Source organism: Succinimonas sp. (assembly GCF_045225735.1).
GTDB lineage: Bacteria > Pseudomonadota > Gammaproteobacteria > Enterobacterales > Succinivibrionaceae > Succinimonas.
Genome location: NZ_JBGVBR010000152.1, coordinates 1 through 13585 on the forward strand (window position 1 = coordinate 1; position 13585 = coordinate 13585).

Here is a 13585-nt window from a genome sequence, read left to right on the forward strand (position 1 = left end):
CTGTTTCACAGCGACCAGGGAATCCTGTACCTGACTGACGAGTTCCAGAACCGAGTCCGGGAAATGGGCATGACGCAGTCCATGTCCAAACGGGGCAACTGCTGGGATAACAGCCCGCAGGAGAGCTTCTTCGGCCACTTCAAGGACGAGGTCGCCTATGAGGACTGCGCTGAGTTCGAAGAGCTTAAAAAGCTTATAGATAGCTACTCGGAATACTATAATAACGCCCGCTGTCAGTGGACCCGCAACCGGATGACCCCGGCGGAGTATGAGAAGTACTTGCTCGGCATGACAGATGAGGAGTTCTCCGGGTATCTGGAGAAAGAGGAGAAAAAATACCGGCAGATGCAGGAGGCCTCCGCCGCCAAAGCAAAGCTGAGAGCTAAAGCTCTGGAACCGGAATGACCGCCGCATTTGCCGGTACGGCACTGCCGAAAAAATAAACAAGTGATTTGATTATGACTCAAAATGAAATTAAAGCAAGAGAAGAAAGCATAAATGAACTGATGAGCAAGGGGCTTATCAGGAATGTGAAGGCAAACGGCGACATTGTTTACACCGAGTTTTTCTACAGAGAGATGAACCGGCTTATGGACGCCGGCAAATCATCAGTTGAGGCATACCGGGAACTGGGGTTCGACCCGGATCTGTTCGGAGTCAACCGCGCCATGCAGGCCGGCAAAAACGCCCGCCATCACGTTCAGTACCGGTTCGCGCCCCGCAACGGCTCTGTTCCGTTGAATCAGGTTCCGGGGCTTGCCTCCATGACGTGGGAAGAGCGGTTTAACTACTGTCTCAGCAGGGTTATATACCTGGAAGCCCTCATAGAAGAAATTAAAAAAAAAGATGTGCTATGCGGCGGTGCAGTGATCCGGATTAAGCTGGAGTTTAAGCCGGATCAAAAGCTTGTCATGAGCATGGCCGAAAGCTGCATGGAAAACTTCAAAAGACCTGAAGCTCCGGCGGAATACGGCCTTGAGAAGCCTCTGAAGCAGACTGACATTCTGACCATCTTCAACATCCGGAAAAACAGCTGGCAAAACTCCGGGCAGAGACGGCAGCATCAGGAGGAGAAGCTGAGGAAAGATGCCGAAGAACGCGAAATGATCGAACTGAAAATCATAGAGATTATTCAGCGCTTCGGATACATTCCCGGAAAAAGGGTGATAGCCGGAGCGCTGCTCGCCTGGTACGGCATCACGACAGGGCCGAAGCGGGTAAAGAAAATCATGAACGGAATGCGGCTTGTGACCAGCATTCCGAATCGCAATCCGTACAAGTTCGAAGCTGTTCACGACCACCCGCAGACCGCTCCCGGGAATTTGGTAAACCAGGACTTCTTCAGAGCGCCGCGGCGGGTGATCCTGACCGATATCACATACCTGTACTACCAGACAGCAGCGGGAAGCAGGGAAGTCTTTTACCTCTGCGTATTCAAGGATGCCTACACCTCGGAAATACTGGGACATGCCACCTCGGAGCGCATGGATACCGGCCTTATCCAGGAGGCCTACGGCATGATGATGAGGGAGCATGGCAGTGAAATAGCGGAAGCGCAGAAGAAAGGCCAGGAGGTTTGGGTCCACAGCGATCAAGGCAGTCAGTACCTGTCCACGACATTCCGGGATCTGCTGTCAAATAACCGGTTTGTTCAGTCCTGTTCGCGGCGCGGCAATTCCCAGGACAATGCTCCGTGCGAAAGCTTCTTCCAGAAGCTGAAATACATCATCAAAAATCCGATGTTCCTGTGCGTCTCCTATGAGAAGTGCTCGGAGGTGGTTAAGGGGTACATACGCAACTATAACAGCGTATATATTCAGACCTGTCTGGGCGGGCTCTCTCCGGCTGATTTTTACAAATACGCGGTTACCGGAATATATCCGTTCAGCGAATACTTCGGAGTGACGCCGGACATTACAGAAACAGAAGAAATCCGGAGAAGACAGCTTCAGCAAAGACTTGAGATGCTGGGGAAAAAAGCCGATAAGGCCAGAAAGGAGCGCAAAAACGAGAAGGAGCACTACGGCGGCAGCGGAGGCGGTGTTGCCGCTGATGCCGCAATGGATCCCGAAGAGCGTGTCGCGCATGATATTGCTCTGCTGAAGCGGTATCTGAAATGGGAGGACACCATTGTCAAAGGATGCCCGCAGATCATCGGCTTTCTGGAGAAAAACAGCCAGATTGCAGAGAAGGAAGTTACTTTCTACAACGGCGTGCTTCAGGAGGCCCTTCAGGCTCAGAATTGCATGAAGCATTTGTCCGATTGGGATTTGGAGCATCTGAGCCTGCCCGGCAGCTGGAAGGGAGTGCCCTGGCTGGAATATGCCGACAAAATGCGGGGACTGTTCGATTCAAAGCCTCTTCACGTCTTCAGGAAGGAGCTCAAAACAAATCTGAACAAGGTAAACTTCGCCATAAGATCTTACAGGAAGCCAAGGATGCAGCACTGTCCGGCAGGACTGGTAATCCTTAACATTGCGGCGCAGTGAGAGGCCCGTGATGACACCGAACCTGAAACAGTCCCCATGGCCGAACCGTTACCATAACGTTATGCCGTCTCCCGCATGACAGGCAGATCCGGCCCCTTCTTCCGGACGGCGGGCCTTGTGCGGGCTGAGAACCTTATACTGCTGACTTCGCTGAAGCGAGGGTCGGAGTTTCCTGAGGAATGCATCCAGCGCCGGGTTCGGCCATTCAGGCACGGAGGAGCAAAACTGAATCCAGCCTTATACGACAACAGCCTGTCGTGTCAGCATCCCGCTGATGCGAGGCATCCCGGCACTCTCAGAACACCGGCCTTTGACAGAAACACGCAATTCCGGAGAACCGGCATGACATCCCCTCCGCCGGAGCCTTGGAGGCCTTGTGTACAGCCGTCCGGCGCAATCAGTGCCGGCAGTTGCAGAGGTTAAAGTTCCGAGGAATAATAATTAAGAAGGGAAGACGCCTGCGGCACTTCCTGTTTAATGATTAAAGGGGCTACGCCCCTTTACCCCTGAACTGCCTTGTGTTTCAAAATTTGAAGCGTATGGCAGCCTCTCGAGGCCTTAACAATGGTGTATATGGCAGATTGACGTATACGCTTCAGAAACGGGCAAAATCGCTGCCCCCGGGGGACCGCTCATTTTAGTTCGCGCTTTGCCTGGGGGTGGGGGCGCGCCCCCACCCCCAGGCAAAAAGGCCCGGACTAACAACCCGGGCCATACCTAAGCTGAAGGCAAGAGCTCTTCCCCACCCCCCAGGACTACTACCAAAAACTGAGCACTTCCCCCATCTGTTAAAGTCACTTTCCAAGATGTCAAAGTCAATTCCCAATGTGTTAAACTTACTTCCCAAACTGTCAGAAAAAAGTACTTGAAATGGGATGCAGTTTAAAACCCTGAAAAGTAGTTAAACGCATCATTTGCAAATTTATATGAAGTCGTAATCTTAATCATAATCTATTTACATATCTCCTTAAAATTTTTTCCGTTAAAGATAATGCCATTTTAAAATATCATTTCGAATCTCTGCCGAAATTTCATCTTTGGTATCAATTTCCATATCTTGAAGTTTGTTCGTAGATTCGTTGAATATACCAACATTGATTTTGCGGGCTTTTGCTTTTTCAATGCGATACTTGAAAGCATTTTTAGGTGCATGCTTTCTCACGGATTCATCCACGTCAGCCAAAGATCCTATAACAACTCCGGCAAGCAGTACTGAAGCAATACCACCAACAATCCACCATAAAATAGGCCAAGGCATATAATCACTCCAATATCACAATTGATTCTTTAGCTTTTTCAAAAACAGATTTTGCTGCATCATCCAACTCTTTTACATATAATACTTTTGCATACGTAATCATTTCTGTCTGACTATCATAAATTCCAATTACAATTGGAGTCTGATCTGGAGCTGGCTGTACTTGCAGAAAGCCATTTTTAAAATCTTTAAGAATTTCAATCGTTCCAATAAACGGTTTATGACGCTGAGGATCCGGGTGCTCCATTTTTAACAAACTAACAATATCTGTCAGTGTTATCGAATTATATATCTCAATCTGGACAGGTTTGTCATAATTAATTCTCTTTTTTATATAAAAATAACACAGACCAGCCAAACCAGCCAAAACCAACACCCAAACCAAATTATTCATATTTTCCTTGTTTAATTTAAATAATTATATAAATATACCGCAAACAACAAATCATTGTTACAAACCGTAAAGATTGAAAAAAATTCGTCAGCAATATCAGTTTATTATTTCATAAGTTAACAACAAAAATAATTTACTGCCAACGAATTTTCAATACACTTTCAACTAAGCACAACTATTCCATCTTCAGCCTTTCTAAGAACTGATTTTGTTGTCGAATCAAATTTATCAGCTTCAATTATTTCACATTCAGTAATAGTTTCTGATTGATTATCATAAACACCAGCAAAAATTCCGCAATCAACTTTAGGAGCTTTTGCTATCACACTTGATAAATTTTTCGCATCCATTATAAAGGGAGTTTGTGTTGTAGGATTCAGGTTTAACATTTTAAACCAATTAACAACATGTTTTGCAAAATTAAGAATCCCTTCAATAATTCTTTTTAAGATTCTGACAAAACCATTAAACAACTGTTTAATAGCATCCCAAATACCACTCCAAAATGACATACTTATCGTCCTATTGCAGAATAACTAAATCGCCGTCCTTAAATAATTCCTTAACATCATTAGATAAACGCTTTGTTCTAATATTTATAAAACAATTCTTCTGCTTTTCAATAATCTCATCGTTTGATAAATAACAAATACAAATCATTTTTTCATTTGCCAGATCAACTGCTGTTTCAATAACATCGAACAGATCTGTTTTACAGAACAAATCAATAATTTTTTTGCCCTTCCCTTGATAATTGCATTGCATCACAGCAATTGCGTTTGAGCCCGGAACAATATGTTCCCTTGCAATATCTATTAAATTAGCTCTATCTAAGAATTCCCGTTCCTCAGAGACTACATATTTCTTATCTCTCGACTCCCAGCTCACATAAATTTCACTTAGAACACCTACAAGAGCATCTAACAACATGCCCTTTACTTCTTTATTCATCTGTTATTTCCTTAACAATCAAAACCCACTCACTTCATCTTCAGATACCCTGCTCTTTCGCCGGTTTTTCTGAAAATGACCCAAAATCGCAGTCATTCGTCTTCTTTCAGTACGAATTCACCACTACTTATGTCTGATTCTATGCGTATTTTTTTTATCAATTTTCACAATCTTTCAATTAAAGGATCTTTGAAAGTACTCACATTTCGCCAGAGACAGCACACGGTATTTGTGAGCTGTGTTAAGAAAACAGTTTCAAGAGTCTGGGGTCGTTAAACATTAATCATTGCAGAAGCACCACAAACCCTTGTGATATAAACCTTGGTTCAATGATGACACTAAGACGGCCGAACTAAGTCCTTATTGGCTCCTCTGCTCAGATGCAGCAGGATAACAACGGCTGAATATGCCTGTGAGTTCTTCTCTGGCTCCGGTTTCTTTAAGAGCCTCCTTCACAATTACGCGTCTTACTCTGGTCTGATTCCGAGCATTGGCATATGCCGATGTGAGATCATTGCTGGAGAGGGAAATTCCGCTGCCCGGCAGGAAACGGTACGTTGCTTCAACAGCCGGGGTGCAGTGAGATGAGATAAAAGCGCTTCTTTGACATATACCAAGAAATCTTGCCTGCTTTGTTTAAGTTATGCAGTTTTGTGGGTTAATACAAAGTAATAGAGCCCTTCTGCGCTTAAGGCACTTTGTACAGCGGACCAGTGAAGGGCCTTTTTCTTTTTATGCTTCAAAGGTTGCCGACATCTTCTGATGATAGCGAAGGCGGAAATAAGTATTTCTTCAGCCCCTCACCGCAATATTCCCGCCCAGTTCCCGTTATTCGCCCTTCCCCGGCGGCTAAATTGGACATTTTCGCCGTTACTGTGCTACTCTTTTTTCAGTCATGACTGTTTCTTCCGGAGCTTCGCTATGATTTCAGGAATTCTCAGATTATCTCTATTGGCCTGCTGCCTTCTGACTGCGTCCGTCGCTGCTGCGGATCCCCAGTGCCAGGATGCCCAGGAATGTCTGAAGAAAGGCAAGGAGATTTTGCAAGCCGCAGACCGCGATGATTCCGATGATCTGGAGCTTTATGATGATGACGCCTTTGACCAGGCTGAGAACTATCTCCTGACCGCCTGCAGTCTCTCTAATGCAGAAGCCTGCGTCCTTATGGGAAATCATTATGGCAAGCAGCCCGGAAACGGCGGCGACATTCTGGATTTTGAAAAGGCCATCGCCTTCTACCGCAAGGCCTGCGATCTCAAGGACAATAACGGATGCAAACAGGCTATAGAGCTTTATGCCTTATCGGGAGAATACTGCGAATATGTCAGCGAGAACGGCGGCTATCATCCCTCTGACAAATGCTTCAACAATGCCAGAGAATACCTGGAGGACTTTTGCGATGCCGGCAATACTTCCGCCTGCGAATCTCTGGGACTCATCTATGAAAACCGCTATCAGCCTAATGACCCGGAATTTGAGCATGTGTATGAGTATCTGAAAAAGGCCTGCGACAAGAACTCCGCTATGGCCTGCGGCGAACTGGCCCGGGTATATGAGAAGCAGAACCGGGACAAGCCGGAGATGTACGAGCCCCTGACACTGAAATCCTGCGCCCTGAAAAATCCCTTCGCCTGCTGTCATCTGGGCGAACTTTATCTTAAGGGCAAGCATGTCCCCCAGGATCTTAAAAAGGCTCTGACTTTCCTGGAGAAAGCATGCTCCCTGGGTGAAGCCGACGGCTGCTCCCTTCTGGCCGATATCTACGAAAAGGGCGTAACTGCTGACGCTGAAAACACCGGAAAAAAAGGCAAAAAACAGAATAACAGCATCAAGCCAAACCCCAGGCTCGCCCAAAAGTACCGGACTCGCGCCGAGGAGCTTATGGAAGAGTTTTATTAGCAGAAAAAGCTTCTGCCGGCCCGAACCCGGTTAACGGCTGGCTCCGCCACCCCTGAAGCCGCCTCCGCCGCTATGATGCCCGCCGCCGCTTCCGCCTAAGCTCATACCGGATCGTCTGCGCCAGCGTCTGCGCTGGTGCACGTGATTTCCTTGACCGGCCTGGTAGACTTCATCTTCCATAAACATATGCCTTAAGCCATTTAACAACGGACCTATAAAGATCATTGCCGCGAACACCCTTATAAATATCATAAGGCCTTGAACCAGTCTGCCTTCCATTGTACCTACTGTCTTCAGCTGAGGTTCCGGCTTCATGTCCCCGAAGGTAGCCCCCGCAGGTTCCTCAGACACCTCCTGCGCTAAATGCAGCGAGTCCGGAGCATTCTTGCCGCTGGCCTGGTCACAATTTCCGCCGTGGCCGTAAAGGTGTTCATGGCGGCTTTATTCCAATGCCCGTTTTTCATGTCTTTCACGGCATTATCATCCAAAATTCTGCCCGCCATGTCATCCGGAATGGCTCCCTCAAGTCCCATGCCCACCTCCATGCGAACATGGGGCTTCTCAGTGGTGAAGAGAATCAAAATGCCGTTATTTTTTTTTCTCGGAGCCGATATGCAGATTGTTAGCAACGGTCAGGCTGTATTGTTCCAGAGTTATGTCGCTGGTATTCGGCACGGCCATAACCACGATCTCAGCCGTAGTGGCCTTGTGCAGTTTTACAGCTTCACTGAAAATGTAGCGTTCCGCCGCTGCGGTAAACACTCCGCTATAATCCTGAATATAAAAGTAGTTCGATGATTCCCTTTTCGGATACTTCAAATAAGTATAGGGCTCGCCTTCCCATAAAATTATGCTCCCGACAGCGCACACCAAAGGGAATCCCACAATCGCTATCAAATTCTCAATTATAATTATCTTCCAGATCGGCTTCACCGGCTTTGCCGCCTTCGCGTTCTCGCCGGCTTTCGGAGTTTCGTTACCGACTTCTGTCATGCCTGCCTCCTGATAACCTGATAGCGGATCAGTTTAAAAACACGTAATGATAATCGCGCCGGGCATCAGCTGTTGCATTCCCGGCCGCCCTGCGCAAAAGGCGCCGGAATTATCAGCCGGGATCCCGGATCCTCGGAATATTGCTGAGACAGCGTTTAAGGCGTTCTCGCAAATGATTGCCGGACTCGTTCCCGGGTCAGCGGCTGGCGCCGCCGCCCCGAAAACCGCCGCCTCCGCCTCTGTGGCTGCTCCCGGAGGAGGAACTCCGATGGCTTCCGGAACTGCGGCCGTAACTCCGGCTGCGGCTATAGCTCCCGCAGCTTCCGGTGTAACCGCTTCCGCTGCCTCCGGAAAAGAGACTCTTAAAAAACCGGTATGCCAGGTAGAAAGGGATCAGCATAATGGAAAGCCCGAGAAAGCTGAAAAAGCCGTTGGAAACCCGGGTGCCCAGATCCTCGTCTGCGGTAAGGGGCCGGGCTTCCGGGAGCTTCATATCCCCGAAGGTATGCCCTTCCTGTCCTTCAGGAACCTCCGTAACCTGATGCAGCGAGGCCGGAACCTCCTTCCCGCTTTCCCGGTACACAATTTCCGCCGTGGCGGTAAAGGTGTTCATGGCGGCCCGGTTCCAGTGCCGGCTGTTCTTGTCAGCCACGGCATAATCGTCCAGAATCCGCCCAGCCATGGCATCCGGAATGGCTCCCTCAAGTCCCTTGCCCACCTCCATGCGGACATGGGGTTCATCGGTGGTAAAGAGAATCAGAATGCCGTTATTTTTCTCCTTGGATCCGATCCCCAGTCTGTTAGCGGTTTTCAGGCTGTAGGATTCCAGGGGTTCGGTACTGGTGTTCGGCACGGCCATCACCACGATCTGGGCCGTGGTGTCCCGGTTAAGCTTCACGGCTTCATCAAAAATGTACTTTTCCGCCGCTTCCGAAAACACTCCGCTGTAATCCTGGATGTAGAAGTATTTGGAGGCTCCCGGTTCCGGGTAAACAGTCTCGGTCATGTTTTCCCGCAAGGCCATGCCGGCAAAAGTGCCGAGAAGGCATATCCCCAGAGTCGCCAGAATCTTGGTCAGGCATGAGGATCCGGACGGCTGAGCTTCCCCGTTTCCTGAAACGTTACTGCTGCTTCCGGCCATGAGACCTCCTCCCCGAATAACCGCTGTCAAAAACCATAATCAGACTGCTCGCTCCTGTTTCCTTAAATTTCTTCCTGCCCCGGCTGCGCTCTCAGGATCCCTCCGGAGTCCGGCCCCTTATCCGTTCCGCCGGTTTCCTTCACACCGCCTGCGTCGTAAGAGCCGGCAGTTTTGAAACGGCATCTTTTCGGAAGCGAACAGGAGAGAGCCCCTGAGACGAGCTTAAGATGTTCTCCCGCTCAAGATCGCACTGGCCCGTGCCGTCCGGCCAAACCTGAAAAAGCACCGTTTTCCCGCAAGACCTTAAGCGCGTTCCCGAGACTCTCGGCAGCGCCGGCGGGGCGGGCTGTATCCTCATGACAGGATCAGTCGCTGGCTCCGTCGCCCCCGAAGCCGCCGCCATCGGAGCCTCCTCCGCCCCAGTCGCCGCCGGAGTCTGAACCTCCATCACCGCCGTATACGATGTCGCCCTGCAAGTCCCGAATTATAAAATAAATAAAGAACACTCCAAAACCGATGATGAGGAATGCGACAACAGCCCAGGTAATCCTGCGGAAAAAGTCGTCATATTCATCCGGAGCATCACTCCCGGGTTCCGGAAGCTTCATGTCCCCGAAGGTATGACCTTGCAGTCCTTCCGGCACATCTTTAACGAATGCCATCGTGTCCGGAACCTCCTTCCCGTATTTCCGGTACAGAATCTCCGCAGTGGCCGTAAAGGTGTTCATGGCGGCTTTGTTCCAACGGCGGTTATTCTTGTCGGCCACGGCATATTCATCAATAATTTGCCTGGCCCGGGAATCCGGGATGTCTTGCGAGAGTCCCCTCCCCACCTGCAGACTGACATGGGGATCATCGGTGGTAAAGAGAATCAGAATGCCGTTCTTATCCCGGGAGCCGATATGAAGTTTGTTGGCGGTTTTCATGGTGTAGGCGCCCACGCTTTCGGAACCGGTATTCGGCACGGCCATCACCACGATCGGGGCGGAGGTTTCCTTAAAAAGCCGCATAGCTTCGGTAAAAATATATTTTTCCGTCGCATGGGAAAACACGCCGCTGTAGTCCTGAACGTAGTAGTACTTGGAGGCCCCCTGCATCGGGTAAGAAACTGCGGTCTTGCTGTTGCTGTCACTGGCGCTGCTGCTATCGCTATCGCTGTCGCCGTTCCCCGAGACCATAAAGGCGATAACGGGGCCCAGAACCAAAAGCGTCACGATGATGAGGAGATGCCACCCCGGAATGTCAACAGCGTTACTGCCCTTTTCAGTCATATGCCGCCCTTCTGCAAATCCTTATCTCCGCCTGGTGACAAACTCAGTGCTTATTGCTCTCGCCGGCTTCTTCCGGAGTCTTGCCGCTGTTATCCCTGCTGTTCTTGTCCCCGCCGCTGTTATCCCCGGAGCTCTTAGCCATCCCGCCGGTTTCCTTAACAAACCCGGCAAAGGATCCCGCGGTTTTGTCAATGGCTGCCTTCAGAGCCGGGAGAGTCTCGCTGAGATACTGGTTAAGATGATCCTCGGAGCTCTGACTGTCCCACTCATGCCCGGCAGAAAAGCTGAAAAAGCGGTAGCTTCCCGCGGGATGACCGTTCAGGGTGTCCACATGGATTTCGGAATAAAAGTCGGGGCTGTTCATCACCTCCTGGCAGATGCTGTCGCAGGGCACGATGTCCTTGTGCTCCTCGCCGGGATTTAAAGCCGTGTCAAATTTGAAATCGTACTTGTCCTTTCTGAGATGGGAAACCTCCTCGCCCTTCTTCCAGATAATGATATGCAGAATGCCGCTCTGCGCGACAAGGTTTCCGGTTTCATTCCTGAAGGTCAGCTCCAGCTGATCGGGATGGCCGGGGACGGTATGCGGGGTAACCTTAAAGGCCTCCAGCTTGCTCTTGATGTACTTTCTGGCAATGACGTCCTCCGGTACCTCCCGGGAGGTCAGAGCCGCCGTTTTCGCAATCTCTTCGGAAAGCTCCCGGTACAAACCCATGATCTTTCTGGTTTCCCGGGCTGCGTTAATCTCATTGTCCAAATCCGGAAGCGCCTTGGCCGCCCTTTCGGCATGAGCTTTTATGAAGGCCTCGGTAAGCTCCTTCGGGGTAAATTCGCGCATTCCCTGAAAAATCCCTCCCGGGATAACGTTACTCCCGCCATGGAAGTAATGCTTTGCGAGAGCGGGATTCCCGGACTGCCCCACCGCCACCAGCCGGAGGAGATAAAAATGCTCAAAACGGCTGATATGGGATTCCGGGAGACTGGCATAGACTGCTGATTCCAGAGCGGCAGCCTCTTTGAGTTCCTTAACGTCTCCGAAGGTGAATCTGTTTTCCCCGTGAGCCGGAAGGAAGGAAAGACCAGCAAGAAGAAGGAGTCCCGCCCGCAAAGCAGAAGCCGGAATAAACTTTCTGGAAAATGAAGCAAGGCTCATTTGGTTACCTCCGTCTTTCTTTCGGGATAGCTGGCGGTAAAGGCTTTTACGGCGTTCTCGGTGCGTTCTCTCGCAGCGTGATTCATGTCGCAGAGCTTTCTGATAACCGCCTTCCGATCGTAGGAGCCGTTAATTTCCTGAAGGGTCTTTTGACGAAACTCCGCGTAATCATCCATGTCCTCGGGCTTAATGGCGTTTTCGGGGGCGTAGTAGTCCAGATGAAAGTTGTTCCCGCTGTTCCAGTCCAGAAACTCCGCATAAACAGGAACGCACTCGTGCTTCTCCCTGAGGCGCTTTGCCAGAGCGGGGTTTTTCAGGGTAAGCTGGGTTTTCTGGCCCGGATCCAGGCCTCCGGGCACGGCAAATTCCGCCTGGGCATCCAGGGCCTTTACCGTTCCCTTCGTCATGGGCATGTCAGTACCGTTATCGAGAACAAGCTCCGCCTCGTTACTTTTGGCGCCGAGTCTGCAGGTGATATGAAAATTGCGATAAACCTGCGCGGCCCTGCTGGCATGGGCGCGGGTTTTCAGGAGATCATCAGGCTGGTCAGGGACTTTTTCGGGATTCTCGCAGAGATCGCTGAACTCCTTCATCCCGAATACCGGCACCTTCTCGTTTTCCATCCAGCGGTAGATCTCCTTGGCATTAACAGCCTCCGCGGTATAAAGCTCCCGCCACTCGCTGTTTACCATTTCCAAAACCTCGGAAGCCTTTTTGCCGTTCATCTTTTCGAGGCCCTTCAGGGTATCTGCAGCCAGCCAGCCCATGATCAGAGCCCGGTCGGACTTATTGAAATGGTTCAGAAAATCAGCCAGTCTGGCGGTATTCTCCTGTTCGGTTCCCGAGAGATCCAGCACGGGATCCCCGCATCCTGACAGGACAAGACAGCCCAGAGCAGCCAAAACCGGGAAAAGCCTGCGAGATATGATTCCTTTCATTACCGTCATTCCTCCCATTCCACCTATTCCTGTCATTCCTGCCGCTCCTGCTTCCCTGTCATCCTGCCACTGGCTAACTCTCATAGCTCAAGGGAATAAGCCGGAAAAATCTTATGGAGCCGCCGTCGCGGGCGTGCCGGCTGATGCAGGATCAAGGCAAGGATTCCGAGATTCCCCGGTTCTGATGATTACATACCAACCGGAACAAAAACCTGCTCCCGGGGCCGCAGAACCGCTTGCGCCTCCTCACATTTCAGGATATTAAACGATTTTCCGAAAAACACTCAGTGTCACTCGCCAATAATGCTGCCAAACGCAACTATTTAAGGAACTATCACAAAATTACTTGCATTTCTTAAACCCTCTGATTATGTATGCATAATCCCCATAAGGTTCAATTCTTTCGAGATCTTTTGTCTCAATTTCTTCATCAGAAATCTTGATTGAGCATTCGTATTTGTTTGTATCAAAGACACACGCTTTCAAAGACACACTTTACAGTCAGTCAGACCTGTTTTTGTCTTAGTACTGTTGATATAGTTAACTGTAGTTTTGACTGTAGTTTTGACATCCAATAGCGATTTTCCTGCCCATTTTCCTGCCCATTTTTCAGTTATATAACAGAAACTACCATATGTAACTCTCCGTGTTCTCTCACAAAAGCGTATCAAAATGAGAGTTCTATTTCCGTCTCAAGAATTACATATTATTTTGAGATAATTCCTTAAGGCACGTCAGAAAAATATCCAAAAGGCAACAAAAAACTGACTTTTGGCGGGTTTGTCTGCTCTTACCGGAAAAGATCCTCTCCGGTTTCCACGGAATCCATATTATTGGCCGCTGAACAAAGCTCGGTATCTGCAACGACAGGGGGCATAAGGGTTGGTACTTATGGCACGGCGGGAAAATACTCCAAAAGGCAACAAAAAACTGACTTTTGGCGTGTATGTCTGCTCTTACCGGAAAAGATCCTCTCTGGTTTCCACGGAACCCAGATTATTGGCCGCTGAACAAAGCTCTGGTATCTGCAACGACAGGGGGCATAAAGATTTGTACTTATGGCACGGCGGGAAAATACTCCAAAAGGCAACAAAAAAC

13 protein-coding genes are annotated in these 13585 nt (G+C 49.5%); 3 read left to right on the forward strand and 10 right to left on the reverse strand.

Annotated elements, in window-relative coordinates:
- Together ACJROR_RS05430 and ACJROR_RS05435 are read left to right on the forward strand one after the other, a co-directional pair.
- Positions 1-405, forward strand: a 405-nt coding sequence (locus ACJROR_RS05430) for an IS3 family transposase (RefSeq protein ID WP_406546203.1), incomplete at its 5' end; no start/stop codon positions are given.
- A gap of 53 nt (positions 406-458) precedes the next feature.
- Complete coding sequence (locus ACJROR_RS05435; protein ID WP_406038418.1) at positions 459-2489, forward strand: IS3 family transposase; 2031 nt, start codon at positions 459-461, stop codon at positions 2487-2489.
- 982 nt (positions 2490-3471) lie between these two features.
- Here ACJROR_RS05435 and ACJROR_RS05440 read toward each other — a convergent pair.
- The 4 genes from ACJROR_RS05440 to ACJROR_RS05455 form a co-directional block, all read right to left on the reverse strand.
- Positions 3472-3747, reverse strand: a complete 276-nt coding sequence (locus tag ACJROR_RS05440) for a hypothetical protein (RefSeq protein WP_406546204.1) — start codon at positions 3745-3747, stop codon at positions 3472-3474.
- Positions 3748-3751: 4 nt separating this feature from the next.
- Positions 3752-4141: a hypothetical protein gene (locus ACJROR_RS05445; RefSeq protein ID WP_406546205.1), complete on the reverse strand. Its 390-nt coding sequence runs from the start codon at positions 4139-4141 to the stop codon at positions 3752-3754.
- A 161-nt stretch (positions 4142-4302) separates the two neighbouring features.
- Positions 4303-4653, reverse strand: coding sequence for a hypothetical protein (locus tag ACJROR_RS05450; protein WP_406546206.1), 351 nt, complete (start codon positions 4651-4653; stop codon positions 4303-4305).
- Positions 4654-4663: 10 nt separating this feature from the next.
- Positions 4664-5092 (reverse strand): hypothetical protein, encoded by a 429-nt coding sequence (locus ACJROR_RS05455; protein WP_406546207.1) that lies wholly within the window; start codon positions 5090-5092, stop codon positions 4664-4666.
- 921 nt (positions 5093-6013) lie between these two features.
- On the opposite strand from ACJROR_RS05455, the gene ACJROR_RS05460 reads away from it, so the two are divergent.
- Complete coding sequence (locus tag ACJROR_RS05460; RefSeq protein ID WP_406546208.1) at positions 6014-6991, forward strand: tetratricopeptide repeat protein; 978 nt, start codon at positions 6014-6016, stop codon at positions 6989-6991.
- Positions 6992-7350: 359 nt separating this feature from the next.
- Here the strand turns inward: ACJROR_RS05460 and ACJROR_RS05465 are convergent, their stop codons facing one another.
- From ACJROR_RS05465 to ACJROR_RS05490, 6 genes are all read right to left on the reverse strand, one after another.
- The gene (locus tag ACJROR_RS05465; RefSeq protein WP_406546209.1) at positions 7351-7572 is read right to left on the reverse strand and encodes a TPM domain-containing protein; all 222 of its coding nucleotides are present in this window, start codon (positions 7570-7572) and stop codon (positions 7351-7353) included.
- A gap of 7 nt (positions 7573-7579) precedes the next feature.
- On the reverse strand, positions 7580-7984 hold the full coding sequence (locus ACJROR_RS05470) for a TPM domain-containing protein (RefSeq protein ID WP_406546210.1): 405 nt from the start codon (positions 7982-7984) through the stop codon (positions 7580-7582).
- Positions 7985-8180: 196 nt separating this feature from the next.
- A complete protein-coding gene (locus ACJROR_RS05475; protein WP_406546211.1) occupies positions 8181-9125 on the reverse strand; it encodes a TPM domain-containing protein in 945 nt (314 codons plus the stop codon).
- A 365-nt stretch (positions 9126-9490) separates the two neighbouring features.
- Complete coding sequence (locus ACJROR_RS05480) at positions 9491-10396, reverse strand: TPM domain-containing protein (RefSeq protein WP_406546212.1); 906 nt, start codon at positions 10394-10396, stop codon at positions 9491-9493.
- A 43-nt stretch (positions 10397-10439) separates the two neighbouring features.
- Complete coding sequence (locus ACJROR_RS05485) at positions 10440-11549, reverse strand: hypothetical protein (protein WP_406546213.1); 1110 nt, start codon at positions 11547-11549, stop codon at positions 10440-10442.
- The gene (locus tag ACJROR_RS05490) at positions 11546-12487 is read right to left on the reverse strand and encodes a hypothetical protein (protein WP_406546214.1); all 942 of its coding nucleotides are present in this window, start codon (positions 12485-12487) and stop codon (positions 11546-11548) included. Before ACJROR_RS05490 ends, ACJROR_RS05485 begins: the two co-directional genes overlap by 4 nt.
- Positions 12488-13585 lie beyond the last annotated feature (1098 nt).

What these genes read in the sequence shown, in the direction of transcription:
- ACJROR_RS05435 (WP_406038418.1), top strand. Translation starts at nt 459, where the DNA reads ATGACTCAAAATGAAATTAAAGCAAGAGAAGAAAGCATAAATGAACTG.
- ACJROR_RS05440 (WP_406546204.1), bottom strand. Translation starts at nt 3,747, where the DNA reads ATGCCTTGGCCTATTTTATGGTGGATTGTTGGTGGTATTGCTTCAGTA.
- ACJROR_RS05445 (WP_406546205.1), bottom strand. Translation starts at nt 4,141, where the DNA reads ATGAATAATTTGGTTTGGGTGTTGGTTTTGGCTGGTTTGGCTGGTCTG.
- ACJROR_RS05450 (WP_406546206.1), bottom strand. Translation starts at nt 4,653, where the DNA reads ATGTCATTTTGGAGTGGTATTTGGGATGCTATTAAACAGTTGTTTAAT.
- ACJROR_RS05455 (WP_406546207.1), bottom strand. Translation starts at nt 5,092, where the DNA reads ATGAATAAAGAAGTAAAGGGCATGTTGTTAGATGCTCTTGTAGGTGTT.
- ACJROR_RS05460 (WP_406546208.1), top strand. Translation starts at nt 6,014, where the DNA reads ATGATTTCAGGAATTCTCAGATTATCTCTATTGGCCTGCTGCCTTCTG.
- ACJROR_RS05470 (WP_406546210.1), bottom strand. Translation starts at nt 7,984, where the DNA reads ATGACAGAAGTCGGTAACGAAACTCCGAAAGCCGGCGAGAACGCGAAG.
- ACJROR_RS05475 (WP_406546211.1), bottom strand. Translation starts at nt 9,125, where the DNA reads ATGGCCGGAAGCAGCAGTAACGTTTCAGGAAACGGGGAAGCTCAGCCG.
- ACJROR_RS05480 (WP_406546212.1), bottom strand. Translation starts at nt 10,396, where the DNA reads ATGACTGAAAAGGGCAGTAACGCTGTTGACATTCCGGGGTGGCATCTC.
- ACJROR_RS05485 (WP_406546213.1), bottom strand. Translation starts at nt 11,549, where the DNA reads ATGAGCCTTGCTTCATTTTCCAGAAAGTTTATTCCGGCTTCTGCTTTG.
- ACJROR_RS05490 (WP_406546214.1), bottom strand. Translation starts at nt 12,487, where the DNA reads ATGAAAGGAATCATATCTCGCAGGCTTTTCCCGGTTTTGGCTGCTCTG.